Source organism: Geobacillus subterraneus (genome assembly GCF_001618685.1).
In the GTDB taxonomy this organism is placed as follows: Bacteria; Bacillota; Bacilli; order Bacillales; family Anoxybacillaceae; genus Geobacillus; species Geobacillus subterraneus.
The window spans coordinates 640,167-665,761 of the sequence record NZ_CP014342.1; the positions used below are offsets into that span (position 1 = coordinate 640,167).

Here is a 25,595-nt window from a genome sequence, read left to right on the forward strand (position 1 = left end):
TATACAATATTTTCGAGTCAAATCATGTAGAATTTTAGGATTAGAGGACGATGGGTGGAAGGTCTATCGGCCCTTTGGAAACGTTACGCCGGGAAGGAACGGATGGGCATGTGGAAAGAGGCGGTTATTGATTTTGCGGCATTCATACTGGCTCTTTTGGCGATTTGGTTGTTGCCGCTTGGGTTTAGCCGGGCTGGGGGCGCGATAGTCGTCGCAGCCGCGTTTCTCATCGCCGCGTTGGCCCGACTGGCCGAATCGGCCGTGCCGCTTTGGCAGATCGTGTTGTTGCTTGGGATCTTGTTGGCCGCGGTTTCTTATTTGTTCGACCGCCGGCTCGGCACCATCCTTTATCGGTCGGCAACAAGGAAGGAAGAACGGGACGGGCCGAATGATGAACGGATCGAAAAAACAGTGCACTTGACAAAGCCGGTAGACGATAATGGCAAAGAAGCTGATCAGCGCGGGGCAAATGACCTAGATGATAGGCCCCGGCAAACGGCATTCGTTCAGGAACACGGATATGCCGTTTCTCGAGCGGCTTCGTCGAACGTGTCGATGCGCCTTCATGATGGTTTGAAAGTGGACGAGCCCGCTTCAGACGAGCTCGAGCCAGCGCTGAAAGATTCGGCGTCAGCGCTGAGCGAACCGGCAGCCACTGTCGATGAGCCGGGGATGTCTTCCGATGAATCAGCGTTAAGGTTAGATGACTCAAGTCCAGCTTTCGATGAACGAGGGGCAACCCGCGAACAGGATAAGGACGTCGAACGCGAAAACGAGCATGTGGAACGTTCTGCTGAGCTGTTGTCAGAATCAGCAACCTATGCGGAACAGCGTGCCCCTTTTTCGTTGCAGCCCATTGCCTTGGGAGAAGATCGCGGAGTGGCTGAGCATGGAGGAGGACGCTCTGCGCTTGCGCCTGTCTTGCTTCCGATGCAGGCGGACGATGAGGAACCGCTTCCCGATTCCGCTTTCGAATCAATCATTGCAGCCGATGAGCCGGCACGCCCTCCGCACGATTGGCTCGATGAGCTGCCGGTTGCTATGACGCCGGATATCGAAGCGGCGGCGCTGCAAGCAGGAACGTCCGCTGGCTCCCTCGCTGATGATGGCGGTAGCGGTCAAGGGTTGTTGCAGGCAATCGATCGAAGTGACGCCGCTTTCTTGTTGGCTGTTTCTGAAGCGGCTAACGACTCTGGCGATGAAAGCGAGCCCGTTTCCGAGCAGGAAACGCCGTCCGGGTCGTCTTTTAGAGAGGTGTCGCCGGACATCACCCACGTTTTGCTGCCGGAAGTGAGCGGCGCTGCTGAACAAACAGTCGATGCGGACGGGGGACACGCGCTGTTTGCGCAACAAGGGGAGCAACAACCAAAGTCAAACGGGCAGGCCGGATGCTGCGAGTTCGAGGAAGATGGACAAACGGCAGGCCGATGGCACGAAGACCGGGAGCGGACAGCCGGAGAACAGCAGGAAGGAGATAGGCTGCAGGAACGGAAAACGGTGCGCACAGAAGTCGTGCAGGCGGTGGCCTCTGAATTGCGTCTGAACCGCCGCCGTTTCGATGTTGCCGACTATGAGCGCTGCCTTCTTCAATGCTTGGCAGCGCCGCTTTCCGACCGCGATTATTACGTATTGGCTCGTTTGTTAATGGAACATTATGTAATAGAACAACAGTACGATCAGTTAGCTCTATGGATTGATGAACTTATCGATCGTTTTCGCGCCTACCCGGCCATAGCCGAGGAACTGGCGCTTTGGCGGCAGTCAGCCGCGACATTAGCAAACAGTTGGGGTGAAAATGATGAAAGCTAGCGCACAAATCATTGGATTGCCGATCATCAGCATCGCGGACGGTGCGCAAATCGGCACGGTGAAAAGTTTGGTGATCAATCCGGAGAAAGGGTCAATCGATTTTTTAACGATTGAACAAGACGATGTACAGCTGAGCTTAAAAGCGATTCCGTTTAAAAAAGTGGTCGGCATTGGCGAGTTTGCCGTGACGGTCGAAACAGGGCATGATGTGATCGATCTTTCGGAAATTCCGATCGCCAATCAGCTCGTCAATAAGCAAATCCGCATTAAAAACACGAAAGCCATCACACGCAAAGGCCAGCTGCTCGGCGAAGCCAGCGAGTTTTTTATTGACGAAGAAACAGGGGAGATTATCGGCATCGCTTTACACTTAGAAAACAGAGAAGCGGTGCTGCCGGCGACGGAAGTATTGACGTACGGCAAAGATATTTTGGTCGTTCATGACGAAGCTAAACAATCGCTTCTTGACGACCCTGTGCAGCTGTTGAAGGCGGAAAGCGGTCAACCGGTTGCGGAAATGGACGAAGACGGTCTTTCGGCCCAAATGGATGCGATGGCTGAAAACGCCGAGAACGTCGAGGCGCTGCACACGTTGCGAGAAAAACAAGTCGCGCTGTTAGCCGGAAAACGGCTGACAAAAGACGTTTATGATGCGGATGGACGCTTGTTATTGGCGGCGGGCACAACGCTTCGTGAAGAGGATGTGCGCAAGGCGCAAGAGGCCGGTCCGGGTGTCATCGTTGATGTCTCGATGAACGTGGAAGCATGACGGGGGAGGGTCGGCAGTGAAAAAAGCGGCCCCGTGGAAACTGCTTGCTGTGATGGCCGTTTGCACGATCTATTTTATCGCCTTTTCGCATCTTGGTGTCTTTGCCTATGATGCGTTCGCCCCGGATGACGGCCGCTTGGGTGAAGGGACAGCGGCCGGCCCGGTGTCCCTGGCTGGTATGACAGCGCCTGAAGCCCGTGAGGCGGTAGCTAGCCGGGTGAACGAATGGAAGGCGACCGCATCCATTCCGTTGCGATATCAAGAAAAACAAGTGGATCTGTCGGCGGATGTCTTTACGTTCCGTCTCGAAGAAAGTATGAAGCAGCTCGTTGACGGAAAGCGCACCCCGCTTTTTGTCATCGCGGATTTGGAAAAGTGTTTCAAAGCGTTGGAAGCTGTCGTTCCGTCATCGGCGCTTGAAGCGCTTGATGTCAAGCGGCTCGGAGAGGATTTAGCGAAGTGGGCGTCCCGGCTGCAGTCGCCGTCTTCCCCCATTGACTTAGCAAGCTACATATCATTTCCGGACGGACGCGAGCCGGTGGTGAGCGAAGCAGCCGTGCCGCTGCCTGATGCGGCGGTCGCCCGCTGGCTGTCGGAAGAGCGGCGCGTAACGATCGAAGCGGGGCAACTGTTTTCGCTTGGGGATTGGCTCAAAAAGGAAAAGGCGGATTTCAGTGATGGAGCGGCCGATTTGATCGCTTCGGCAGTTTATCAGGCAGTGCTAAAAACGAATTTTGCTATTGCCGAGCGCTACACGAGCCGCACGCTGCCCGACGGAGTAACACTGGGTTTTGAAGCGGCCATCAGCAACGGCCGCGATTTGGAATGGTACAACCCGAACACAACTGATTACACGCTTTGGCTTCGGTATGACGGGCAAAACGTACACGCCGCGATCTCCGGCTTGCCGTTTGTCTATCAATATATCATTCGCACCGGTGAAGCGGTAGACATCGAGCCGCGCACAGTCGTTCAATACGACGCGCGCTTGGCGCCGGGTGCAAAGCAAACGAAACAAGCCGGCCGCTCGGGTCTGCTAATTGAAGTGACGCGCGAGGTGCGCGACGGGGCGCGGCTTGTGCGCAAAGAAACGGTCAGTGAAGATTTTTACCCGCCGGCGTACACGATTGAAGTGCGCGGTCTCGAGATTCCGGAAAGCAGCGTTGAGCCAAGCGGTGATGGGGAAGGCGAACCAACGGAAAGCGGAGACAGTGAATCGGCGGAATCACCGAACCCGCCGGCGGCAGAACGTAGCGAAGACGATGCGAAGAGCGGAACGGTGCCAAAAGAAGGCGATGAAGCGGGCGATAAGGAATCCGCACCTGCTGCCGGCGGCAAAGGGGAGACGGAAGCGAGCGGGGGGGAAGAAAAATGAGCAAAAAGCAAGAACGGAAACGGCTTGGCGATTTGCTTGTCGAAGCGGGATTGATTACGGAAGAGCAGCTCGCCGAAGCGCTGCGTGAGAAGGCGCCCGGACAAAAGCTTGGCGATGCCTTGTTGCAGCGCGGCTACATTACCGAGCAGCAGCTGATTGAAGTGCTCGAGTTTCAGCTTGGCATTCCCCATGTCAGCTTATACCGCTATCCGGTCGATCCGAAAGCCACAAGCCTTGTTTCGAAAGAATTCGCCCGCCGCCATATGGTGATGCCGCTCAAAGTCGAAGGCGAGCGGCTGCTCGTCGCTATGGCTGATCCGATGGACTTTTTCGTCATTGATGATCTGCGCCTTTCAACCGGGTTTCAAATCGAGACGGCGATCGCCTCGAAAGATGATATTTTGCGGGCGATTAATAAATATTACGACATCGATGAGGGGTTGGATGATTTTTTGCAGGCACCGACGCCGGAGACGCGCGAAGACGAGCGGGCCGATGAAGAGGATTCCCCGATTGTCCGGTTGGTGAATCAAATTTTGCAGCTTGCCGTCGAGCAGCGGGCGAGCGATATTCATATCGACCCGCAGGAGACGAAGGTGCTCATCCGCTACCGGATCGACGGTCTTCTCCGCACCGAGCGGGCGCTGCCGAAACATATGCAAAGCATGTTGACGGCGAGAATTAAAATTTTAGCCAATATGGATATCACGGAACATCGCGTTCCGCAAGACGGCCGGATGAAAATGGATATCGATTTTCACCCCGTCGATTTGCGCGTTTCCACATTGCCGACGGTGTACGGGGAGAAAATCGTTATGCGTGTCCTCGATCTAGGGGCGGCCTTGAACGACATTCATAAACTCGGCTTTAACTCGGTGAACCTCGATCGTTTCATCCGCTTAATTGAACGGCCAAACGGCATCGTGCTGATCACCGGGCCGACCGGTTCGGGAAAATCGTCGACGTTATATGCCGCTTTAAACCATTTAAACCGTGAAGAAGTGAACATCATTACGATTGAAGATCCGGTCGAATACCAAATTGAAGGAGTCAACCAAATTCAAGTGAACCCAAACGTCGGTTTGACGTTCGCTCAAGGGCTTCGCTCGATCTTGCGTCAAGACCCGAACATCATTATGGTCGGGGAAATTCGCGACCGCGAGACGGCTGAAGTGGCGATTCGCGCCTCGCTCACCGGCCATTTAGTGTTAAGCACGCTTCATACGAACGATGCGTTAAGCACGATCACCCGGTTGATCGATATGGGAATTGAGCCGTTTTTAGTCGCGACCTCGCTCGCCGGCGTCGTTTCCCAGCGGCTCGTGCGCCGCGTCTGCCGCGACTGTCAAGAAGCGTATGAACCGACGAAGCGGGAGAAAGAAATTTTCGCCCGCCGCGGAATCGAGGTGCGAACGCTCGTCCGCGGCCGCGGCTGTCCGATGTGCAACATGACCGGCTACCGCGGCCGGCTGGCGATTCATGAGCTGCTCGTCGTTACCGATGAGATGCGGCGCGTCATTTTAAATAATGAACCGTTTTCGAAATTGCGCGAGCTCGCCCTTCAAAGCAAAATGATTTTTTTGCTTGATGACGGGCTGCTGAAAGTGAAGCAAGGGATAACAACGCTTGAAGAAGTGCTGAAAGTGGCGATTTTGCATTGACGGGTGAGACCGATGAAGGAAAAGCTTGAGGCGTTATTGCGCGCCGCCTTTGAATGCCGCGCGTCCGATGTGCATTTAACCGTCGGCGCGCCGCCGATTTTCCGCTTGAATGGGGAGCTGAAGGCATACGGCCATGAGCGGCTTCGTTTGGAAGAGACCGAACAAATGGCAAAAGCCATCATTCCGCCGCCGCTTTGGCAGCAGTTCCAAGAAGCGGGGGAGCTCGATTTTTCGTACGGCATAGCCGGCGTCTCGCGCTTCCGTTTCAATGTGTTTAAACAGCGGTCGTGCGTGTCGCTCGCTGTGCGCCTCATTCCGATGCGCATTCCGACGCTTGAGGAGCTCGGCATGCCGAGCGTCCTGAAACGCATCGCTGAAAAGCCGCACGGGCTCGTGCTTGTCACCGGGCCGACCGGCAGCGGCAAATCGACGACATTGGCGGCGATGATCGACTATATGAACAAAACGATGTCGAAGCATATCATTACGCTCGAGGATCCGATCGAATATTTGCATAAACATGGAAAATCGATCATCGACCAGCGTGAGATCGGATTTGACACCGGCAGTTTTGCTGCTGGTTTGCGCGCTGCGCTCCGCCAAGATCCGGATGTCATTTTAGTCGGGGAAATGCGCGATTTGGAGACGATTCAAACGGCGGTCACCGCCGCGGAAACGGGGCATTTAGTGTTAGGCACGCTTCATACAGCGAGCGCGCCGGCGGCGATCGAGCGGATGATTGACGTCTTTCCGCCGGCCCAGCAGGCACAGATTCGTCTCCAGCTCGCGTCCGTGCTTGTGGCCATCATCGCCCAGCGTCTGTTTCCAAACGGCCGCAAAAGCGGGCGGACAGCCGCGCTTGAGATTTTAATCAACAATGCGGCCGTTGCCAATTTGATCCGCAACAAAAAGGAGCATCAAATCGTCAACATTATGCAGACGAGCCGCAACGCGGGCATGCAGACGATGGAAATGAGCATCAAAGAGCTTGTGGCCGACGGACGCATCGATCCGCTGGCGGCTGAAGTGTATTTGGCAGGGGAGCGTGGCGAGCATGGCGCAATTTAAATACGAAGGGCGCGATCGGAGCGGACGGAAAAAGGCGGGGGTGATCGCGGCCGTCTCGCGGCGCGAGGCGGTGATCAAACTGCGGGAAAAAGGAATTCGCCCGATGGTGCTTGCCGAAGTGCCGCCGTCGGTATGGAACAAAGAAATTTCGTTCGGCCGCGCCGTGAAGCTGCAGCACTTTGTCATTTTTTTGCGCCAGTTTGCGACGCTCGTTCGTGCGGGGGTGACGATTGTCGACTCGGTTCGCATTTTAGCCGAGCAGACCGAAAGCCAATCGCTCGCCCGGGCGCTTTCGGACATCGAACAGTCATTGCGCGGAGGGAATCCGCTCTCGGCGGCCGCGGCACGCCATCCGCGCCTGTTTCCGCCGCTGTTTGTCAACATGGTGCGCGCCGGAGAGGCGAGCGGAACGCTTGACGAGACGCTTGACCGCCTTGCGGATCATTTCGAAAAAATGCATCGGACGCGGCAAAAAATCGCTTCAGCGCTCGCCTATCCGATCGCTGTCGCCATCATCGCCACGGCGGTCGTCATCTTTTTGCTTGTCGCTGTCGTGCCGACGTTTGTTGAGATGTTTGCCGATTTTGACGCCGAGCTGCCGGCGATTACGAAGTTTGTGCTCAAAGCGAGCGGCGTAATGCAGCACTACTGGTGGGCGGCGGTGTTGCTGATCGTGGGCGCATACGTATTGTTCGCCGCGCTTCGGCAACAAAAGGCAATGAAGTATTATTTCGATTACGCGGCGATGCGGCTGCCGATTTTCGGCAAACTCGTGCAAAAGGCGGCGCTCGCCCGCATGACGCGAACGCTCAGCTCGCTTGTTGCAAGCTCGGTGCCGATTTTAGAAGCGCTGTCGATCGCCGGGCGCGTCGTCGAAAATGAAGTGATCGCTTCCGTCCTCGATGAGGCGCGCACCGCCCTTGAGCGCGGCCAGCCGCTCGCCGAGCCGCTCCGCCGTCATTGGGCGTTTCCGCCCCTCGTTTCGCAAATGATCGCCATCGGCGAACAGACCGGGGCGCTTGACGCCATGCTTGGCAAAGTCGCCGACTTTTACGAAGCCGAAGTCGACGCCGGCACCGATCGGCTCAAATCGCTCATCGAACCGCTGATGATCGTGCTGCTCGCCGGCGTTGTCGGGACGATCGTCACTTCCATCATCGTGCCGATGTACGATATTTTTAATCATATCCAACAATAGACAATAAGAACATATTCCTATTTTTATTGCCTTGTTGTAGAATAATAGGGAAAACGTTCTAATTTTGTTGGAAAGGGAGAGGGAACAATGTTGAAGCGAATGATCAAAAACGAGCGCGGCCTGACGCTCATCGAACTGCTCGCCGTCATCGTCATTTTAGGGATCATTGCGGCGATTGCGATTCCGGCGATTGGGGGATTGATTGACAATTCGAAAAAAGATGCGCACGTAGCAAATGCACAGCAAATGATCAACGCAGCGAAAATCGCTGTGACGGCGGATAAGGATTTGATACCGGCGAATGGGAAGGCGAAGGCGATTTCACTTAAGTATTTAGAAGATAATGGGTATTTAGAGACTGTAAAAGATCCTGACAAAACTCAAAATGGCTATACAGAGGCCATTCCGGGGGAGAGTCAAATTACTGATGATCTTAATGTAAACGGAAGTCCAATTAAAGATGGTACTGTGAGTGAGCCGACTTCCGGGTCTTATGTTATTATCATAAATGATAATAATAAATTTTATTATCGCGTAAAACTAGTAAATGCGCAACGCGGAGTGCAAAGTCAAGAGGAAAATAATGCTGTTGCGGAAGATGATTTGAAACGTTCCGAAGTTCGTCCATAAAAGGTGTTTTACGTAGGTTAGTTTAGAAATGGTAAAGTTAAGTATTTTCCTTTACTCCCTCCTCCTCGCCTCCTTCTTTAACGTCGTCGGGCTGCGGGTGCCGGTCGGGGAGTCGATCGTCCGGCCGCGGTCGCATTGTCCGGCGTGCGGGCGGACGCTGTCGGCGAGGGAGCTTATTCCGGTTGTGTCGTACGTTGTGCAGCGCGGGCGGTGCAAAGGGTGCGGGGGGCGCATTTCCCCGCTTTACCCGCTGATGGAAGTGGCGACGGCCAGCTTGTTTACCGCCGCGCCGATGTGGGTCGGTTGGGGCGGGCGGCTTATCATCGCTTGGACGTTGATTGCGCTTTTGGCCATCATCGTTGTGTCCGACATTCGCTATATGCTCATCCCGGACCGGGTGCTTGCGGCATTTGCCGCCCTGTTTTTGATAGAACGGCTCTTCCTTCCGTTTTTGCCGTGGATGGACATGCTCATTGGCGCAGCGGCGGGGTTTTTGTTGTTGCTATTGATCGCTGTGCTGTCAAAAGGCGGGATGGGCGGGGGAGATGTGAAACTGTTTGCCGTGCTCGGGTTTGTGCTTGGCTGGAAAATGGTGTTGCTCGCGTTTTTCTTGGCGACGCTGTACGGTACGGTGATCGGGTTGATCGGCATGGCGCTCGGCCGTGTGCGGCGCGGCGTGCCGATGCCGTTTGCCCCGGCGATCGCTCTTGGGGCGCTGACGGCCTTTTTCTTCGGCGAAGTGATCGTGCGCTCGTATATACAGTTGATTACGTAAAGACGGCAGAAAGGGAGCAATCGAAGATGGCGTTATGGCGGCGAAAGGCGAAACAGGCGAACATCGTGATTAAAGATCATATGATCCGTTATGTCGAAGCGAAGCCGGGCGATCCGCCGGAGGCGAAGCGGTGGGGCGAGCGCGAGCTGCCGCCCGGTGTCATTCGTGACGGAAAAATCGTTGATGGGGAAACATTGGCGATAATTTTGGATGAATGCGTCGACGAATGGAAGCTTAGCGGGCGGCGCGTCCGCTTTGTCGTCCCCGATCCGTTCGTCATGATTCGCAGCGTGCCGCTTCCTCCTCATTTGCCGGACGATGACATTCGCGGGTATTTGTTTATGGAGCTTGGCGAATCGATCCCGCTTCCGTTTGCCGATCCAGTGTTTGACTACGCGGTGGCCGAACGGACGGAAGAAGCGCTAAACGTGCTGCTGTTTGCCGCACCGGAAGAAGCGGTGGCGGAATATGCTGCGCTCCTTGAGGACGTCGATTTGCGGCCAGTGGCGGCCGACGTGTCGCCGCTTTGCGCTTACCGTCCGTTTTACGCCGCCGGACAGGCAGCGGCGGATGATCATATTTTGCTCGTGCAGCTTGACGAATCGGCGGTGAACTTAAGTGTCTTTCACCGCCATTTGCCGCTGTTTATGCGCCATTTGCCGCTTGAGGCGCCCGGGGAGCGAACGATGCCGATCGTTGACCCGTTTGCGGAGGTGTATAAGGAAATCGAGCGGATGATGAGTTTTTATTCGTTTTCTCTCCGACAAGGAAAGCAGCAAATTACGCGCCTGTTCCTCACCGGCGACCACCCGCAGCTTGCCGATGCATTCGCCGCTTTGACAGAGCGGCTTGATGTGTCGCCCGAGCGCCTTTCCCGCCCGCTTGATCCGCTGCCGGACCGGTATCATCTCACCTGGGGGCTGACGTTGAAAGAGGGAATGAATGATGATCGTTGACATCAACTTATTGCCGCGAAAAGAGCCGCGTCATGCGCTCGGCGTCGTGTTGACGGTCTCGGTCGTGCTTTTTCTCCTCATCGGCGCCGCCGGGGGATACTGGCTGATGGAGCGTGCCAACAGCCGCCAAGCGGCGCTTGAAGCGGAACTGAAGCAAGTGCGCGCCTTGCAGGCCGCGGCAGCCGCCAAACAGAGGGACGCCGAGCAGCAGCAAGGGCGGCAAGAGCTGTCCAAGGCGGTTGAGTGGGCGAACCGCTATCCGCTCAAAACGGTGCCGTTGTTGCGCGCGCTGACAAAAGAGCTGCCTGAGCGCGGATTTGTCATGAATTTTGCTTATGCCGACCGCCAGACGGTGACGATGACGGTTCAGTTTGACACCGCCGAAGAAGCGGCGTATTATTTAGCCCGGTTAGAGGCGTTGGACATAGTCGAAGAGGTGAAGCTGACAGGGGTTTCTGCCAGCGGTCCAAGCGGTGAAGTTGAGACGGAAATGACTGTGCCGCGCTACATGGCGCAATACGAACTAAAAATCGGCCAAGCCGAAAAAAAGGAGGCATCGCCATGACCGGTCGCGTAAACAAATGGCTAGCCGTTTCCGTTTTGTTGCTGCTGGTTGCCGCCATCGCCGCTGCGTTTTATGTTCTCTTGTTGGCGCCGCGCTACCAGGAAATCGATCGGCTCGCCGCCATAGTGCAAAGCGAGAAAAAAGTGCTCGCCGCCATGGAGCAAAACATTTCGCCAAAGGAAGGAGAGGCGTTGGAAAGCCTCGCCGCGCTGCAAAAAAAAGTGCCGGTCCGCCCGCTCACCGACCAGCTGTTGCTTGAGTTTCAAAAGGCGGAATACGTCTCGGACAGCGTGCTGTTAAACGTTCGTTTTTCCGAACAAGCGCAGGGGAACGGAGAGGAAAAGGAGGACGCCCCAGCCGGCATTGAGACGGTGAGCGCGCAGCTGACGGTTCAGTCGCCATCGTATTACCAGCTTGAGCAGTTTTTACAAACGTTAGAGCGGGCCGAGCGCATTATGGCCATTGAGTCGCTCACGTTTACCGGGCAGCCGGAGTTGACCTCAACGGCGACCGATGTCCAGCCGTTGACGTATTCGTTAACCGTACGCGCCTTTTACGCGCCGCAGCTTGAAAAATGGAAGCAGCTCTTGCCGGTGCGGGATGTGCCGCCGCCAAGCGGCAAGGACAATCCGTTGACGGAAACCGCGCCATCAGTGAGCCCGTAGCCAGCCGGGGAGAGCAGCATGCTGATTCGGACAAAGCGCGGAATGACGCTCATTGAATTGTTGGCCGTATTGGTGATCGTCGGCATTGCGGCGGCGGTTGCCGTCATCGCCATGCTTGCTGTGGTGGAAAAGGCGCGCGAGCGGGCGTTTGTTTCCGATGCGTATAGTTTGTATGAGGCGGCGCGGCTGTATGTCGGCGCAGAAAACGTCGAGTTTTTGCCAGCTCGTTCATCGGCGGTATTGTCCTACAGTGAACTAGTGGAACACCGCTTGCTTCACCCGATCCGAGATCCGTTTACCGGGAACGTACTATCCATAGAGACGAATCCGTCGTACGTGCTCGTGACGAAACAGGAAGACGGCGGGATCGGCTATGCGGTTTGTTTGAAAGGGGAGACGAAGCAGCTTTGCGATTACGGGGGACGCGAACAGCCGATTCCTGTCGAGGCGTTAACAGGCGAAGCGATTCGTGACCGATGATGTCGGAAAATGAAGAAAAGAAGCAGGAGCAAGACGACAAATGTCTTGTTCTTTTTTTTTTCGTTTATGGTAAGATGGGCGAAAGAAATCGAAGCACGAAGAAGGATGGTGACAAAATGGACAAGCAGCGCCCGGGCATTACGGTGAACATTAACGGACATCCGCGGCCGTTTACGATCAAGCGCCCATCAGAAGGGAATCAGCCGGATGAGCCCAGCGGACACCGACTTGAAGACCGCCCGTCTGCAGATTTCGGCAATGACGGACCACCGGACGACCGTCACCATGCACGCTCGTTCCAAGCGGACAGCCGACAAACGGATGAACGACAAAGGAGCGCTCGGCAAATCGGCGAACAAGAGGCGGAAAAGCAGGCGTTTGACACAGCCAAAGAGGAAGAAGCAGCCGCCCTTGAAGAGGCGGACGAACGAATCGTCCCGATTTCAGAAGCGATTCAAAAAAAGAAGAAAGCCTGTCAAACAAGGCGGTTGTGGCGGCTGCCGCCGCATGCCAAGTCGCTGTTTTTGGCGGCGGCGATTGCCGCTGTAGTCGGCATGGCGTTTGGCATGACCATGCTTCGCCTCATTCCGAAGGAAAAAGCGGAGCCGTCGCCGGCGGCTGAAGCGATGACAGAACTCGCCGAAGCGGGCATAGCGACGGGCGGCGAACGTGCCGAAAGCATAATGCCTGAGCCGTTTTCGATCGCGGTGATCCAAGCGGGGGTTTATTCCGATACGAAGGCGGCCGCGCGGGCGGCGAAATCGATCGAAGCGGCGGGCGTGCCGGTCGTCGTCGTCGGGCAAAAGCCGGCGGCGCTTTATATTGCGGTCGGCGCGGATAAGGAAGGGCTGCGGGCGGTCAACGACAAATACCGCAAGGCTGTGTCGAGCACGTACGTGAAAGAGCTGTCGTTCGCCCCTGAAGCGAAGGCGCGCCAGTCGGATATCGTGCGAAAAGGAGAGGCGCTGTACGGAGACATGGCCGCGCTCTCTGCCGCCTTGCTTGCCGGCAAAGGTGCAAGCGAGGAGGAATGGCAGGCGCTAAGCAAGGCGTACGGTTCATTGGAAAAAAGCGAAGCGACAAACAACAAAACGGTCCGGAATTATGTCGAAGCGTTAAAACAGGCGTATTTGGCGCTTGCCGCCTACAAAGAAAATCAAGACGAAGCATTGCTTGGCAAGGCCCAGCAGCAGCTGCTTGAGGCGCTAAGCGTGTATATGGAACTTGTGCCGCCGCGGAGCTGAAAATGGCTCCGTTTTTTCTTTTTTTGCTCTTTGATTGTGGAAAATTGCCTTTCCGTGAAAAGTTTGCTACGATACAAATGAATCTTCCGAACCGAAGCGAAGGAAAGGAGAATGTACAATGCCCCCACGGCTCGTGCTTGCTTCCCGCTCCCCGCGCCGCAAACAGCTCCTCGAGATGACCGGCTGGCCGTTTGATGTGCAAGAAAGCCAAGCCGATGAGACGATCGCTCCCGGAACGCCTCCCGATGAAGCTGTTCAAACGCTTGCCCGCCGGAAAGTCGAGGCGGTCGCATCATCTATATCCGATGCGTACATTCTTGGCGCTGACACGATGGTTGTGTACGGTGATCGCTTTTTAGGGAAGCCGTGCACCGCCGAGGAAGCGTTTCATATGTTGCGCCTTTTGTCTGGAAAGACGCATGAGGTGTGGACCGGTGTCGCCATTGCAACGCCGGACGGGGAAGCGGTGTCGTTTGCGGAAAAAACGGCGGTGACGTTTTGGGAGTTAAGCGAAGAAGAGATCGCCGCCTACATTGCGACCGGGGAGCCGATGGACAAGGCGGGGGCGTATGGCATTCAAGGCCGGGCCGCCCTGTTTGTCAAACGGATTGAAGGCGACTACTTCACTGTCGTCGGTCTGCCGCTGTCGCGGACGGTAAGAGAACTGCGCCGGCTCGGTTGGCCTCCGCCAGAAGCGTAGGAGCGAAAAACGCGGACGGCTGGCCGCCGGGGCTTTGGACGGACTGAATAGGGCCTGCAAGCGGGCTTTGCTCCCCGGTGGAAGGGGAGACGATAATCATAGAAAAGGGGAGATAGGATGGCGTGGATGATTCGCGATGTACCGAGAGACAGCCGGCCGCGTGAACGGTTGCTGTCATCAGGGCCGGAAAGCTTGTCTGACCATGAGTTATTGGCGATTTTGCTGCGCACCGGGACGAAAGACGAGTCGGTCGTGCAGCTCGCCCAGCGTCTTCTTCGTCATTTTGAAGGACTGAGGTTGCTGAAAGATGCGACGGTGGAAGAAATGACAAACATCAAAGGAATCGGGCCGACGAAAGCGGCGCAAATTTTGGCTGCGCTTGAGCTTGGCCGGCGCATTCACCAGTCCGGCTACAATGACCGCTATGTGATCCGTTGCCCGGAGGACGGGGCCAAATACGTGATGGAAGATATGCGCTTTTTATCGCAAGAACATTTTGTCGCCATTTACTTGAATACGAAAAACCAAGTCATCCACCGCAAAACGGTGTTCATCGGCAGTTTAAACGCCTCGATCGTCCATCCGCGCGAAGTGTTTAAAGAGGCGATCAAACGATCCGCCGCCTCAGTCATTTGCGTGCATAACCACCCCTCTGGCGACCCGACGCCAAGCCGCGAGGACATCGATGTCACAAAGCGGCTCGCCGAATGCGGGCGCATGATCGGCATCGAGCTTCTTGACCATCTCATTATCGGCGATCAAAAATTCATCAGTTTGAAAGAAAAAGGCTATGTCTAACGGTTCTCATTTTTTGTCGAATCAGGTATAATATCAATTATGAGTTTTTCCGAATCCGTTTGGGCGGTGCTGTGCAACTTATAAATGACTGACATCCGACCAATTTTGCCAATATAAAGATGATATGCATTTCGTTTCGGAAAGGAAGATCAACAATATGTTTGGATTTGGAACAAAAGATCTCGGGATCGACTTAGGGACAGCGAATACGCTCGTTTACGTAAAAGGAAAAGGAATCGTGCTCAGAGAGCCGTCCGTCGTTGCCATTCAGCGCGATACAAAGCAAATTGTCGCCGTCGGCAATGAAGCGAAAAACATGATCGGGCGCACGCCGGGCAACATCGTGGCGCTGCGGCCGATGAAAGATGGCGTCATTGCTGACTACGAGACGACAGCGACGATGATGAAATACTATATCCGCAAAGCCATCAAAACGAAAGGACTGTTCGCTGGCAAGCCGTATGTGATGGTATGTGTGCCGTATGGCATCACAGCGGTCGAAGAGCGGGCGGTCATCGATGCGACGCGCCAGGCCGGAGCGCGCGACGCGTATACGATTGAAGAGCCGTTTGCCGCGGCGATCGGCGCTAACTTGCCGGTATGGGAGCCGACCGGCAGCATGGTCGTGGACATTGGCGGCGGCACGACCGAGGTGGCGGTCATTTCGCTCGGCGGCATCGTGACGAGCCAGTCGATTCGCATTGCCGGCGATGAAATGGATGAGGCCATCATTCAATACATCCGCAAAACGTACAATTTGATGATCGGTGAGCGGACGGCAGAGGCGATCAAAATGGAAATCGGCTCTGCCGGAAATCCGGAAGGGATCGGCAAAATGGAAATTCGCGGCCGCGACTTACTGACCGGGCTGCCGAAAACGATCGAAATTAGCGCGGAAGAAGTGGCAGAGGCGCTGCGCGATACCGTTTATGCGATCGTTGACTCGGTGAAAAACACGCTCGAAAAAACACCGCCGGAGCTGGCCGCCGACATTATGGACCGCGGCATTGTGTTGACAGGCGGCGGGGCTTTGCTGCGCAATTTGGACAAAGTCATCAGCAAGGAAACGGACATGCCGGTCATCGTCGCTGAAAATCCGTTGGATTGCGTGGCGATCGGCACCGGCAAGGCGCTCGACCATATTGACTTGTTTAAAAACAAGGCGAGAGACCATCGCTGACAGTAAGAAGGTGCTGATGCATGCCACAGTTTTTCGGAAATAAGCGCCTCATTTTTTTGCTTGTCAGCATTGTCATTCTTGTCATGTTGATCGGCTTTTCGCTGCGCAGCCGCGAGGAACTGACGTGGCCGGAGCAGTTTATCAAAGACACTGCCGGTTTTGTTCAGCTTCTGTTTGGGAAGCCCGCACAGTTTGTCGCGGGCTTCTTTGAAAATGTGAACGACCTCCGCCATACATATGCGGAAAACGAGTTGTTGAAAGCAAGGCTTGAAGAATACGCGGCGCTGCAGACAGAGGTCGAAGCGCTGCGCCAGGAAAATGAGCGGCTGCGCGCGCTGCTTGATAAAAAGGAGAGCTTGCGCGATTTTATTCCGATTCAGGCGACGGTGATCGGACGAAACCCGGACCGCTGGCGGGAGACGATCATTGTCAACAAAGGCGCGCAGCACGGGGTGAAAAAAGATATGGCGGTCATTACCCCGGCTGGGCTCGTCGGCAAGGTGCAGCACGCTTCGCAATTTACGTCCACGGTGCAACTGCTGAGCGCGCTTGACCAAAACAACCGCATTTCCGCTTACGTCCAAGGGAATGAAAATGTATTCGGGTTAATCGAAGGATATGATGAAAAGCGGCGCGAACTGTTGCTTGGCGAAATTCCGATTGACGCCAAGGTGAAAAAGAAGCAAAAAGTGTTGACTTCCGGCCTCGGCGGCGTGTTTCCGAAAGGATTGCCGATCGGCGAAGTGACCGAGGTCAAGCCGGATCAGTACGGACTGACGCAAGTCGTCTATGTCAAGCCGTTTGCCAACTTGTATGATATTGATGATGTGATGATTGTGAAACGAAAAATCGATGCGGCACTGCAAGAAGAGGAGGAGGCAAAGTGAAAAAGTGGCAGCTCCCTTTCCTTGCGGTGTTATGTTTTGTCAGCGAAAGCATTTTTGTTGATGTGTGGCCGAAGGGTGACGTATATGTCCGCTATTTTTTTGTTCCCCGTTTTTTTCTCATTTTTTTAGTGCTGACGGCTGTGTATCTCGGTGGGACGCGGGCGATGGGGTACGGGTTCGTTTTCGGGTTCCTGTACGATTACGTCTATACGGAGCTGCTTGGCGTTTACGCGTTTGCCTACACGCTCATCGCCTATGTAGCGGGCAAAGCGATGAAATGGTTTCACCAGAGCTGGCTCGTTGTTTTTTTGCTGTCGCTGTCGGCCATTGCGTTGCTTGACAGTTACGTGTACGGCATTCAGCTGTTGATCGGGCGGACGGATTGGCCGTTTTCCGTTTTTTGGGATCGTCGTTTATGGCCGACGTTGCTGGTAAACATCGCGTTTTTTCTCATCTTCTCGTACCCGCTCGGACGGTGGCTGGCAAAAATTCGCCGGTTGGAGCAGGAAGAATAAAAGAGGAAAAACGGCCCGTTCTGTAGAATTATTCGTTGGGGTGAACGTTGTGGCAAAACAAAAGCAGCAGTACGTGACGATTAAAGGGACGAAAGATGGGCTGACGCTGCATCTTGATGACCGTTGCTCGTACGACGATTTGTTGAAAGAGATCGAGGAGCGGCTCGTCAAACACTCCGGCGTCGCGCCCAACAGCCCGCTCGTCTCCGTCCATCTGAAAGTCGGGAACCGCTACTTGACGCCCGCCCAAGAGGAGGAGTTGCGTGCGCTCATCCGCCGTTCGAAAAATTTGGTCGTCGATTCGATCGAAAGCAATGTGATGTCGAAAGCGGAAGCGATCGAATGGATACAGAAAACGAAAATCGTCACTGTCTCGCGTATTATTCGTTCCGGGCAAGTGCTCCATGTGGAGGGGGATTTGCTGCTGCTCGGCGATGTGAACCCCGGCGGAACGGTCATTGCCGGAGGCAACATTTTCATCCTCGGCGCCTTGCGCGGCATCGCTCACGCCGGATATGCCGGAAATAAAGAGGCGATTATCGCCGCGTCGGTGATGAAGCCGATGCAGCTGCGCATCAGCGATGTCATGAATCGTGCTCCCGATTACAAAACGGACGAAGGAAATGAGATGGAATGTGCCTATATTAATGAACAGAATCAAATTGTTGTCGACCGCCTGCAGCTGCTCATGCATTTGCGGCCGAATTTGACGCGCTTAGAAAGGAGAATGTAACCGTGGGAGAAGCGATCGTCATCACTTCCGGGAAAGGCGGCGTCGGCAAAACGACGACGACCGCGAACCTTGGAACGGCCCTCGCCATTTTAGGGAAGCGGGTGTGCCTTGTCGATACGGACATCGGGCTGCGCAACCTTGATGTCGTATTGGGGCTTGAAAACCGAATTATTTATGACTTAGTGGATGTCGTCGAAGGGCGCTGTACGGTGCAAAAAGCGCTTGTCAAAGATAAGCGGTTCGATAACCATTTGTATTTGCTGCCGGCGGCGCAGACGAGCGATAAATCGGCGGTCAATCCGGGGCAGATGAAAGAGCTGGTTGAGCAGCTGAAGCAGGAATACGATTATGTGCTCATCGACTGCCCGGCCGGCATTGAGCAAGGATACCGCAACGCCGTCGCCGGCGCGGACGAGGCGATCGTCGTCACGACGCCGGAAGTGTCAGCGGTTCGCGATGCCGACCGCATCATCGGCCTGCTTGAAGCGGAAGAGCACGTCAAGCCGCCGCGCCTCATCATCAACCGCATCCGCAGCCATATGGTGAAAAGCGGCGATATGCTCGATGTCGATGAAATTGTCATGCATTTATCGATCGAACTGCTCGGTATTATCGCCGATGATGAAAACGTGATCAAGGCGTCCAACCGCGGCGAGCCGATCGTCCTTGACCCGAACAGCAAAGCGTCGATCGCCTACCGCAACATCGCCCGCCGCATCCTCGGCGAGTCGGTGCCGCTGCCGCCGCTTGAGGAAGAAGAGAAAGGATTGTTCTCGAAGATTCGAAAAATATTTAGTTTAAAGTAGGGGAATGGGGGCAATTCCGTGGGGAAATTGCCCTTTTTGTTTTGTCCATCGCTTGCAGAAGTGCGGCCGGCGGGCAGGCGCTGACATAACAGGATCCGGAGGGACAAGGAGACCGTGGGGACTCGGTCTCTTTTTTATTGATCGCAGGGCTGACGGAAACGTTGTCTTTGGAAAATGGTTCAAAACCGGCGTCCTCCTTTGACGACAACGGGCCTGCGGCTATAGCGATCGGCTCGACAGGACGCGGCAAAAAACGCTTGCTCATATTCAATGAGGTTGTCTCATAAATTAGTACAAACGTCGTTAGAAAGGTGGAGGGGGGACGTATGGACCGACGCGTTCGGGAAATGAAAAAACGGATCGAAAGGCGGCGAAAAGAGCGCCAATATCGGTCAAACAAGCGAAAGGAGCCGGAGTGGGGGATAGCGGACGAGGAGCGGTACGGGCTGCCGGTCGTCACGTATGACCGCTATTCGTTTGAATCAGAGTCCCATCCGCTGTTTCGCAAAGAGTGGTTTCTCTTCAAAACGCTCATCGCCGCCTGCCTCGTGTTAGTGACCGCCATTTTGTTCAAACATCCGTCCGCTTCGCTTGAGCCGGCACGGCAGTTTGTCGCGCGGACGATGGAAACGGAATTTCAGTTTGCAGCTGTCTCGGCTTGGTATGAAAAGACGTTCGGCGAACCGCTCGCCTTTTTTGCGCCGAAAAAAGAGACAAAAACGGAAACAGCGTCCTCATACGCGGTGCCGGTTTCCGGCCGAGTGCTCGAAAGCTTTGACGAAAATGGCCAAGGGGTGATGATCGAAACCGTGAGCGAGGCGAAAGTCGAAGCAATGAAAGAAGGGATCGTTACGTTTGCCGGCACGAAAGAGAAGCTCGGAAAAACGGTCATCATTCAGCACGCGGACGGCAGTGAAACGTGGTATGGCCATTTAAGTACCATTTCTGTCAAACTGTACGATTTTATCGAAATGGGGAAAGAAGTCGGCACCGCCCAGGCGAGTGACAAAGATAAACAGAAAGGACTGTTTTATTTTGCCATTAAGCAAGGGGATAAATTTATCGATCCGATCCAGGTGATTTCCTTTGAATAAGTATCTCGGGCTGCTTGGAAAGTTGCACGTTCATCCGTTGCTATGGCTGATCGGCGGCATGGCGGTATTGACCGCCCATTTTAAGCAGCTTTGTTTGCTGTTTTTCATCGTGCTCATTCATGAGCTTGGCCATGCGGCGGCAGCGGCGTTTTTTTCCTGGCGGGTGAAGCGGATTTTGCTGCTGCCGTTCGGCGGAGTGGCAGAAGTGGAGGAACATGGAAACCGCCCGTTCCGTGAAGAGTGGATCGTGACGCTCGCCGGGCCGGCGCAGCATCTTTGGCTGACGGCGGCGGGGTTTTTTTTATGGGAGGCCGGCTGGATGGATGACGGAAGTTGGGAGCTGTTTTTCCGTTATAACGCGGCTCTGTTTAGTTTAAACTTGCTGCCGATCTGGCCGCTTGACGGTGGCAAGCTGCTGTTTTTGCTTTTGTCGTACCGCCGCCCGTTCGGCGAGGCGCACCGGAACATGGTTGCCATATCAGCGGCTGTGCTGGCGGTCAGCATCGTCCTTTTGCTTGCATTCGCACCGCGCCAGCTTGATTTATGGGCGATCGCCGCCTTTTTAGCGCATGCGCTTTGGCAAGAGAAGAAACAGCATCCATATGTGGTCATGCGCTTTTTGCTTGAACGGTATTACGGGAAAAAGGGCGATTACGCAAGGCTGCAGACGATTACCGTTCCGGCGGATGAGCGCATCTCCGCCGTGCTGCAGCGCTTTTACCGCGGGCAAAAACATGCGATCGTCGTCGTACGCGACGGCCGCGAACGGACGACACTTGATGAAAACGAGCTGCTGCACGCGTTTTTTGCCGAAAAGCGGACCGATGCGCCGCTTGGCGCACTCATTTATTGATGACGGCTGGCCGTTCGAACCGTTTCATTGTGTCCCACGGTGGGGGAAGATGACGGTTGACGGCTGGCTGTTTCTATGTTACGATAGATGACGTTGTAGACTTTTTGTCCCTTAACGGGGCAAAAGAGGGCGGCTGTCGCAAAAGGACGCACCCGTACTACAACCGCTCAGCGCGGGTTGTGAAGTGTTCCGACTGGAACCGCCTTGACGCTGGCGAGTCTGAGTCCATGAAGGAGGTGCGAGGCATGTACGCAATCATTGAAACTGGCGGCAAACAATTGAAAGTAGAAGAAGGCCAAGAAATTTACATCGAAAAACTGGATGCCAATGAAGGCGATACGGTGACGTTTGACAAAGTGCTGTTCGTCGGCGGGGAAACGGTAAAAATCGGAAACCCGACGATCGAAGGTGCAACGGTCACGGCGAAAGTGCAAAAGCACGGCCGACAAAAGAAAATCATCGTCTTCAAATATAAAGCGAAAAAGAACTATCGCCGCAAACAAGGCCACCGTCAGCCGTACACGAAAGTTGTCATCGAAAAAATCAACGCGTAAGCGATGATCCGCATTACGATTGAGCGAGAAGCGGACGGCCGCATTCGCGCATTCACGATGGACGGGCACGCCGAGTTTGCCAAGCGCGGGCAAGATATCGTCTGCGCCGGCGCTTCGGCCGTTTCGTTCGGCACCATCAATGCCATCGAAGCGCTTGCCGGCGTTCGCCCGCACGTTTCGCTCGGCCAAGACGGAGGCTATCTTCGCTGTGAGCTTCCGAAGCTGGAAGAAGCAGCGACGGCAGAGAAAGTGCAATTGTTGTTGGAAGCGATGGTCGTCTCGCTAAAGACGATCGAACGCGACTACGGGAAGTTCATCCGCGTGACATCTATCTAGCAGGAGGTGACTACCATGCTGAGACTCGACTTGCAGTTTTTCGCTTCGAAAAAAGGGGTCGGTTCGACGAAAAACGGCCGTGACTCGATCGCGAAGCGCCTTGGCGCAAAGCGCGCTGACGGTCAGTTTGTGACGGGCGGCTCCATTTTGTACCGCCAACGCGGAACGAAAGTTCATCCAGGCTTGAACGTCGGCCGCGGCGGCGATGACACGCTGTACGCGAAAATTGACGGCATCGTCCGCTTCGAGCGGCTCGGCCGTGACCGCAAACGCGTCAGCGTCTACCCGGTCAGCCAAGAAGCGTAACTTGTTTCAAAGAAAAAACTCTAACCACGTCGGTTAGAGTTTTTTCTTTTTGCTCTTGAAAAATCGTTCCCGTTTGTTGTCAGAAAATGCTATAGTAAAAGTAAATGTCCTCTCGACGAAGGGGAAGATGAAGAAAAGGCGGTGCGGGCCATCGCACCGCACGAATAGGGGAGCAGTGAATGGATAAGCGATGGACGGTCGTTGAAGTGATGCGCCATGCCCGCCATGACTGGCTGAACAAAATTCAGCTCATTAAAGGTCATTTGGCGCTCAATAAAATCGAGCGGGTGCAAGAGATCATCAATGGCATTATCGGCGAGATGCAGCAGGAAACCCGGCTGACGAACTTGAAGGCCGAGCGGTTCGCCGAACTGGTCATGACCTACAACTGGGAGCCGCGCCCGATTTTTCTTGAGTATGAAGTCACAGGCGGCGAAGCGGATTTGTCAATGTATGACGAACGATTGACCGAATGGTGCTGCGGCTTTCTTCACCTGCTGGAGATGCAGGCCGACAGACAGACAGAAAACCATGTATGTTTGTCGATCGAGCTGTCTTACGGGCGGGCATCGCTGTTTTTTGATTATCGCGGCGCGTGGCAGGACGGTGAGGCCGTCCGCGCTTGGCTGGAACGCTGCGAGCCGGCGCCGCCGCTTCGTCTTGTATCGTTTGCCGTCGGCACCGAAGAGTTGACCGTGGAGCTCGAGCTGCTGTTCCGCCCCGGCGGGCCTTATTCTTAAGCACATATTGACAGCATTGAATCGGCGCTGTATACAATAATAAGTATTAGTGACACTAATTTCGCCATGATGGAAGCGAATCGGAGGAACAGCTATGTTTGTCGATCAAGTGAAAATTTATGTCAAAGGCGGGGACGGCGGCAACGGCATGGTCGCGTTCCGCCGTGAAAAATATGTCCCGAAAGGCGGGCCGGCCGGCGGCGACGGCGGCAAAGGCGGCGACGTTGTGTTCGTCGTCGATGAAGGGCTGCGGACGTTGATGGATTTCCGCTACCAGCGCCATTTTAAAGCGCCGCGCGGCGAAAACGGCATGTCGAAAAACCAGCATGGCAAAAATGCGGAAGACTTGCTTGTCAAAGTGCCGCCCGGGACGGTGGTCATCGATGCCGATACGAACGAAGTGCTCGCCGACTTGACGGAAGAAGGACAGCGGTTTGTTGTCGCCAAAGGCGGACGCGGCGGGCGCGGCAACACTCGGTTTGCGACCGCGGCCAATCCGGCCCCGGAAATCGCGGAAAACGGCGAGCCAGGCGAAGAGCGGAACGTCATTTTGGAATTAAAGCTGCTTGCCGATGTCGGTCTTGTCGGGTTTCCAAGCGTCGGCAAATCGACATTGCTGTCGGTCGTTTCCGCGGCGCGCCCGAAAATTGCCGAATACCACTTTACGACGCTCGCGCCGAATTTGGGTGTTGTCGAAACGGAAGACGGCCGCAGTTTTGTCATGGCCGACTTGCCGGGGCTGATTGAAGGCGCCCACGAGGGAGTCGGTTTGGGGCATCAGTTTTTGCGCCATATTGAACGGACGCGCGTCATCGTCCATGTCATCGACATGGCTGCGGTGGAAGGGCGCGACCCGTACGACGATTACGTCGTCATCAATGAGGAGTTGAAGCAATACAATTTACGCTTGACGGAACGGCCGCAAATTGTCGCTGCCAATAAAATGGACATGCCAAACGCCGAAGAAAACTTGCGCCGTTTTCAAGAGAAAGTCGGCGAGGCGGTGCCGGTCTTTCCGATTTCGGCCGCGACAAGGCAAGGGGTGCGCGAGCTGCTGTTTGCCATTGCCGATCTGCTCGAAACAACGCCGGAGTTTCCGCTCTATGAACCGGAAGAGCCGGCGGTGCAGCGCGTCGTCTATAAGTATGAGAAAGAGAAGCCGCCGTTTACGATCACCCGCGGCAGCGACGGAGCGTTTATTCTATCTGGCGATAAAATCGAAAAGCTGTTGAAAATGACCGATTTCTCGCGCGAAGAATCGGTGCGCCGCTTCGCTCGCCAGCTGCGGGCGATGGGAGTCGACGACGCGCTGCGCGAGCGCGGAGCGAAAGACGGGGACACCGTCCGATTGCTCGATTACGAGTTTGAGTTTGTCGACGACTGGGATGAACGGTAAAAGCGGGGGAAGGTGCGGTGGAAAAAAAGTTTTATTTAGTGCGTGAAGACGTCTTGCCGGAAGCGATGAAAAAAGTCGTGCTCGCTAAGCAGCTGCTTGAGCGGAAAAAAGCCGCCTCGGTCGCCGAGGCGGCGCAGCTTGCGAACATTAGCCGCGGCGTCTTTTATAAATACCGCGATGCCATTTTTCCGTTTCAAGCGGTGACGAAAGAAAATATCGTCACGTTGTTTTTTCATTTGGAAGACCGCTCAGGCACGTTGTCGCGGCTGCTTGGCGTCGTGGCAGCGGCCGGCTGCAACGTGCTGACGATCCACCAGACGATCCCGCTGCAAGGACGGGCGAACGTGACACTTTCCGTCAGCACAAACGATATGCATGAAGACATTGATGAACTGTTGACAAAGCTGAGAGGGCTCGAATTTGTCGAAAAAGTTGAAATTGTTGGTTCAGGAGTGTATTAAAGCAAGGGAGAGGCAAACGTGATGAGAATCGGCTATTTAGGACCGAAAGCGACGTTTACCGAAGCGGCGGTTGCGGCGCTATTTCCATCAGAGCCGCGCGAGCCGTATGACACGATTCCCGACTGCATCGACGCCGTCGCCGTTGGGGAAATTGCGGCGGCGGTTGTGCCGCTTGAAAATGCGTTGGAAGGATCGGTCAATTTAACGCTCGATTATTTGATCCATGAACAGCCGCTGCCGATCATCGGTGAAATTGTCGTCCCGATCGAGCAGCATTTAATGGTGCATCCGTACTATGCGCCGCATTGGCGCGAGATTAAAGAAGTGTATTCACATTCGCACGCCATTGCTCAGTGCCGCAAGTTTTTACATACGGTGCTCAAAGGGGCGAAGCAAGTGCCGATGACGTCAACGAGCGCCGCCGCCAAATTTGTGAGCGAACATCCGCACTTGCCGGTGGCGGCGATTGCCAATCGACTGGCAGCGAGGGAATACGGTTTGACGATCGTGCAGGAAAACATTCATGATTACGATTACAATCATACGCGCTTTATCGTTGTCAGCCGAAGCGGACAGCCGCTTTCGCCGGATTCGCCGCTTTATGCCGGCGACAAAACGACCGTTGTCGTCATGCTGCCGCAAGACCAGCCCGGTGCGCTCCACCAAGTGCTGTCGGCGTTTGCTTGGCGGCGGCTGAACTTGACGAAAATTGAGTCGCGCCCGGCGAAAACGGGGCTCGGCAACTACTTTTTTATCATTGACATCGACGCGCCGATGGATGACGTCCTCATCCCAGGGGCGATCGCCGAAATTGAAGCGCTCGGCTGCACAGTGCAGCTGTTGGGCAGTTATCCGTATTATTTTGTCTAAAATGAATGGTGAAAAAACGGAGAGAGGGGCTGACCCAAAAGTCCGCCAAAAAGCGGACTTTTGGAGTCAGCCCCTTTTTCACTGCGATATCGAACTTTGTCATTCTATAATCCCGCATTCTGTTTGAAGACAGTCGGCCTTGTTAAGTCAGCCTCTTTCCCATCACTGTGA

Annotated in this window: 29 protein-coding genes and 1 other annotated feature; all 29 genes read left to right on the top strand. The window is 55.0% G+C overall.

Annotated elements, in window-relative coordinates; genetic code table 11:
- The first annotated feature begins 54 nt into the window (after positions 1-54).
- The 29 genes from GS3922_RS03030 (at position 55) to pheA (ending at position 25,424) form a co-directional block, all read left to right on the top strand.
- Positions 55-1,809, top strand: a complete 1,755-nt coding sequence (locus tag GS3922_RS03030) for a hypothetical protein (protein WP_174539023.1) — start codon at positions 55-57, stop codon at positions 1,807-1,809.
- Entirely contained in the window at positions 1,799-2,578 is a 780-nt protein-coding gene (locus GS3922_RS03035) for a PRC-barrel domain-containing protein (RefSeq protein WP_063165119.1), read from the top strand. The genes GS3922_RS03030 and GS3922_RS03035 overlap by 11 nt, the downstream gene beginning before the upstream one ends.
- A 16-nt stretch (positions 2,579-2,594) precedes the next feature.
- Positions 2,595-3,953 (top strand): G5 domain-containing protein, encoded by a 1,359-nt coding sequence (locus GS3922_RS03040; RefSeq protein WP_063165120.1) that lies wholly within the window; start codon positions 2,595-2,597, stop codon positions 3,951-3,953.
- Entirely contained in the window at positions 3,950-5,614 is a 1,665-nt protein-coding gene (locus GS3922_RS03045; RefSeq protein ID WP_063165121.1) for a GspE/PulE family protein, read from the top strand. The genes GS3922_RS03040 and GS3922_RS03045 overlap by 4 nt, the downstream gene beginning before the upstream one ends.
- A gap of 12 nt (positions 5,615-5,626) precedes the next feature.
- Positions 5,627-6,682, top strand: coding sequence for a type IV pilus twitching motility protein PilT (locus GS3922_RS03050; protein WP_063165122.1), 1,056 nt, complete (start codon positions 5,627-5,629; stop codon positions 6,680-6,682).
- Positions 6,669-7,880, top strand: coding sequence for a type II secretion system F family protein (locus GS3922_RS03055; RefSeq protein WP_063165123.1), 1,212 nt, complete (start codon positions 6,669-6,671; stop codon positions 7,878-7,880). The genes GS3922_RS03050 and GS3922_RS03055 overlap by 14 nt, the downstream gene beginning before the upstream one ends.
- 87 nt (positions 7,881-7,967) lie before the next feature.
- Complete coding sequence (locus tag GS3922_RS03060) at positions 7,968-8,510, top strand: prepilin-type N-terminal cleavage/methylation domain-containing protein (RefSeq protein WP_063165124.1); 543 nt, start codon at positions 7,968-7,970, stop codon at positions 8,508-8,510.
- A 28-nt stretch (positions 8,511-8,538) separates the two neighbouring features.
- Positions 8,539-9,285: a prepilin peptidase gene (locus tag GS3922_RS03065; RefSeq protein ID WP_063165125.1), complete on the top strand. Its 747-nt coding sequence runs from the start codon at positions 8,539-8,541 to the stop codon at positions 9,283-9,285.
- Positions 9,286-9,311: 26 nt separating this feature from the next.
- On the top strand, positions 9,312-10,241 hold the full coding sequence (gene pilM / locus GS3922_RS03070; protein WP_063165126.1) for a type IV pilus biogenesis protein PilM: 930 nt from the start codon (positions 9,312-9,314) through the stop codon (positions 10,239-10,241).
- Positions 10,231-10,806: a PilN domain-containing protein gene (locus tag GS3922_RS03075; RefSeq protein WP_063167292.1), complete on the top strand. Its 576-nt coding sequence runs from the start codon at positions 10,231-10,233 to the stop codon at positions 10,804-10,806. Before pilM ends, GS3922_RS03075 begins: the two co-directional genes overlap by 11 nt.
- The gene (locus tag GS3922_RS03080) at positions 10,803-11,471 is read left to right on the top strand and encodes a hypothetical protein (RefSeq protein WP_063165127.1); all 669 of its coding nucleotides are present in this window, start codon (positions 10,803-10,805) and stop codon (positions 11,469-11,471) included. Before GS3922_RS03075 ends, GS3922_RS03080 begins: the two co-directional genes overlap by 4 nt.
- Positions 11,472-11,489: 18 nt before the next feature.
- On the top strand, positions 11,490-11,951 hold the full coding sequence (locus tag GS3922_RS03085) for a prepilin-type N-terminal cleavage/methylation domain-containing protein (protein WP_063165128.1): 462 nt from the start codon (positions 11,490-11,492) through the stop codon (positions 11,949-11,951).
- A 116-nt stretch (positions 11,952-12,067) separates the two neighbouring features.
- Positions 12,068-13,195, top strand: a complete 1,128-nt coding sequence (locus tag GS3922_RS03090) for a hypothetical protein (protein WP_063167293.1) — start codon at positions 12,068-12,070, stop codon at positions 13,193-13,195.
- A 118-nt stretch (positions 13,196-13,313) separates the two neighbouring features.
- Positions 13,314-13,895: a Maf family protein gene (locus GS3922_RS03095; RefSeq protein WP_063165129.1), complete on the top strand. Its 582-nt coding sequence runs from the start codon at positions 13,314-13,316 to the stop codon at positions 13,893-13,895.
- Positions 13,896-14,012: 117 nt separating this feature from the next.
- Positions 14,013-14,693: a RadC family protein gene (radC, locus tag GS3922_RS03100; RefSeq protein WP_063165130.1), complete on the top strand. Its 681-nt coding sequence runs from the start codon at positions 14,013-14,015 to the stop codon at positions 14,691-14,693.
- Between the two features lie 157 nt (positions 14,694-14,850).
- Entirely contained in the window at positions 14,851-15,873 is a 1,023-nt protein-coding gene (locus GS3922_RS03105) for a rod shape-determining protein (protein ID WP_063165131.1), read from the top strand.
- 20 nt (positions 15,874-15,893) lie between these two features.
- Positions 15,894-16,760, top strand: coding sequence for a rod shape-determining protein MreC (gene mreC / locus GS3922_RS03110; protein ID WP_063165132.1), 867 nt, complete (start codon positions 15,894-15,896; stop codon positions 16,758-16,760).
- Positions 16,757-17,275 carry a rod shape-determining protein MreD gene (mreD, locus tag GS3922_RS03115; RefSeq protein WP_063165133.1) on the top strand — a complete coding sequence of 173 codons (519 nt, stop codon included), beginning with the start codon at positions 16,757-16,759 and terminating at the stop codon, positions 17,273-17,275. Before mreC ends, mreD begins: the two co-directional genes overlap by 4 nt.
- Before the next feature lie 40 nt (positions 17,276-17,315).
- On the top strand, positions 17,316-18,008 hold the full coding sequence (gene minC, locus GS3922_RS03120) for a septum site-determining protein MinC (RefSeq protein WP_063165134.1): 693 nt from the start codon (positions 17,316-17,318) through the stop codon (positions 18,006-18,008).
- Between the two features lie 2 nt (positions 18,009-18,010).
- Positions 18,011-18,814 carry a septum site-determining protein MinD gene (minD, locus tag GS3922_RS03125; RefSeq protein ID WP_063165135.1) on the top strand — a complete coding sequence of 268 codons (804 nt, stop codon included), beginning with the start codon at positions 18,011-18,013 and terminating at the stop codon, positions 18,812-18,814.
- 326 nt (positions 18,815-19,140) lie between these two features.
- A complete protein-coding gene (locus tag GS3922_RS03130; RefSeq protein ID WP_063165136.1) occupies positions 19,141-19,908 on the top strand; it encodes a M23 family metallopeptidase in 768 nt (255 codons plus the stop codon).
- A complete protein-coding gene (locus tag GS3922_RS03135; protein WP_063165137.1) occupies positions 19,901-20,761 on the top strand; it encodes a site-2 protease family protein in 861 nt (286 codons plus the stop codon). The genes GS3922_RS03130 and GS3922_RS03135 overlap by 8 nt, the downstream gene beginning before the upstream one ends.
- A gap of 151 nt (positions 20,762-20,912) precedes the next feature.
- Positions 20,913-20,992, top strand: a sequence feature (ribosomal protein L21 leader region).
- 14 nt (positions 20,993-21,006) lie between these two features.
- Positions 21,007-21,315 (top strand): 50S ribosomal protein L21, encoded by a 309-nt coding sequence (gene rplU / locus GS3922_RS03140; protein WP_063165138.1) that lies wholly within the window; start codon positions 21,007-21,009, stop codon positions 21,313-21,315.
- Positions 21,316-21,318: 3 nt separating this feature from the next.
- Positions 21,319-21,651, top strand: coding sequence for a ribosomal-processing cysteine protease Prp (locus tag GS3922_RS03145; RefSeq protein WP_063165139.1), 333 nt, complete (start codon positions 21,319-21,321; stop codon positions 21,649-21,651).
- Between the two features lie 15 nt (positions 21,652-21,666).
- Entirely contained in the window at positions 21,667-21,957 is a 291-nt protein-coding gene (rpmA, locus tag GS3922_RS03150; RefSeq protein ID WP_008881065.1) for a 50S ribosomal protein L27, read from the top strand.
- Between the two features lie 179 nt (positions 21,958-22,136).
- On the top strand, positions 22,137-22,697 hold the full coding sequence (locus tag GS3922_RS03155) for a sporulation initiation phosphotransferase B (protein ID WP_063165140.1): 561 nt from the start codon (positions 22,137-22,139) through the stop codon (positions 22,695-22,697).
- A 94-nt stretch (positions 22,698-22,791) separates the two neighbouring features.
- Positions 22,792-24,093 carry a GTPase ObgE gene (gene obgE / locus GS3922_RS03160; RefSeq protein WP_063165141.1) on the top strand — a complete coding sequence of 434 codons (1,302 nt, stop codon included), beginning with the start codon at positions 22,792-22,794 and terminating at the stop codon, positions 24,091-24,093.
- Between the two features lie 17 nt (positions 24,094-24,110).
- A complete protein-coding gene (locus GS3922_RS03165) occupies positions 24,111-24,554 on the top strand; it encodes an ACT domain-containing protein (RefSeq protein ID WP_063165142.1) in 444 nt (147 codons plus the stop codon).
- Positions 24,555-24,575: 21 nt separating this feature from the next.
- Positions 24,576-25,424 carry a prephenate dehydratase gene (gene pheA / locus GS3922_RS03170; RefSeq protein WP_063165143.1) on the top strand — a complete coding sequence of 283 codons (849 nt, stop codon included), beginning with the start codon at positions 24,576-24,578 and terminating at the stop codon, positions 25,422-25,424.
- Positions 25,425-25,595 lie beyond the last annotated feature (171 nt).

Excerpts from the sequence above, each read along its gene's own strand:
- GS3922_RS03090 (WP_063167293.1), top strand. The coding sequence starts at position 12,068 with ATGGACAAGCAGCGCCCGGGCATTACGGTGAACATTAACGGACATCCG.
- GS3922_RS03085 (WP_063165128.1), top strand. The coding sequence starts at position 11,490 with ATGCTGATTCGGACAAAGCGCGGAATGACGCTCATTGAATTGTTGGCC.
- rplU (WP_063165138.1), top strand. The coding sequence starts at position 21,007 with ATGTACGCAATCATTGAAACTGGCGGCAAACAATTGAAAGTAGAAGAA.
- pheA (WP_063165143.1), top strand. The coding sequence starts at position 24,576 with ATGAGAATCGGCTATTTAGGACCGAAAGCGACGTTTACCGAAGCGGCG.
- GS3922_RS03075 (WP_063167292.1), top strand. The coding sequence starts at position 10,231 with ATGATCGTTGACATCAACTTATTGCCGCGAAAAGAGCCGCGTCATGCG.
- GS3922_RS03155 (WP_063165140.1), top strand. The coding sequence starts at position 22,137 with ATGGATAAGCGATGGACGGTCGTTGAAGTGATGCGCCATGCCCGCCAT.
- GS3922_RS03050 (WP_063165122.1), top strand. The coding sequence starts at position 5,627 with ATGAAGGAAAAGCTTGAGGCGTTATTGCGCGCCGCCTTTGAATGCCGC.
- radC (WP_063165130.1), top strand. The coding sequence starts at position 14,013 with ATGGCGTGGATGATTCGCGATGTACCGAGAGACAGCCGGCCGCGTGAA.
- GS3922_RS03080 (WP_063165127.1), top strand. The coding sequence starts at position 10,803 with ATGACCGGTCGCGTAAACAAATGGCTAGCCGTTTCCGTTTTGTTGCTG.
- GS3922_RS03130 (WP_063165136.1), top strand. The coding sequence starts at position 19,141 with ATGGACCGACGCGTTCGGGAAATGAAAAAACGGATCGAAAGGCGGCGA.
- GS3922_RS03145 (WP_063165139.1), top strand. The coding sequence starts at position 21,319 with ATGATCCGCATTACGATTGAGCGAGAAGCGGACGGCCGCATTCGCGCA.
- GS3922_RS03060 (WP_063165124.1), top strand. The coding sequence starts at position 7,968 with ATGTTGAAGCGAATGATCAAAAACGAGCGCGGCCTGACGCTCATCGAA.
- GS3922_RS03095 (WP_063165129.1), top strand. The coding sequence starts at position 13,314 with ATGCCCCCACGGCTCGTGCTTGCTTCCCGCTCCCCGCGCCGCAAACAG.
- GS3922_RS03105 (WP_063165131.1), top strand. The coding sequence starts at position 14,851 with ATGTTTGGATTTGGAACAAAAGATCTCGGGATCGACTTAGGGACAGCG.
- mreC (WP_063165132.1), top strand. The coding sequence starts at position 15,894 with ATGCCACAGTTTTTCGGAAATAAGCGCCTCATTTTTTTGCTTGTCAGC.
- rpmA (WP_008881065.1), top strand. The coding sequence starts at position 21,667 with ATGCTGAGACTCGACTTGCAGTTTTTCGCTTCGAAAAAAGGGGTCGGT.
- GS3922_RS03045 (WP_063165121.1), top strand. The coding sequence starts at position 3,950 with ATGAGCAAAAAGCAAGAACGGAAACGGCTTGGCGATTTGCTTGTCGAA.
- GS3922_RS03065 (WP_063165125.1), top strand. The coding sequence starts at position 8,539 with ATGGTAAAGTTAAGTATTTTCCTTTACTCCCTCCTCCTCGCCTCCTTC.
- GS3922_RS03035 (WP_063165119.1), top strand. The coding sequence starts at position 1,799 with ATGAAAGCTAGCGCACAAATCATTGGATTGCCGATCATCAGCATCGCG.
- GS3922_RS03055 (WP_063165123.1), top strand. The coding sequence starts at position 6,669 with ATGGCGCAATTTAAATACGAAGGGCGCGATCGGAGCGGACGGAAAAAG.
- obgE (WP_063165141.1), top strand. The coding sequence starts at position 22,792 with ATGTTTGTCGATCAAGTGAAAATTTATGTCAAAGGCGGGGACGGCGGC.
- pilM (WP_063165126.1), top strand. The coding sequence starts at position 9,312 with ATGGCGTTATGGCGGCGAAAGGCGAAACAGGCGAACATCGTGATTAAA.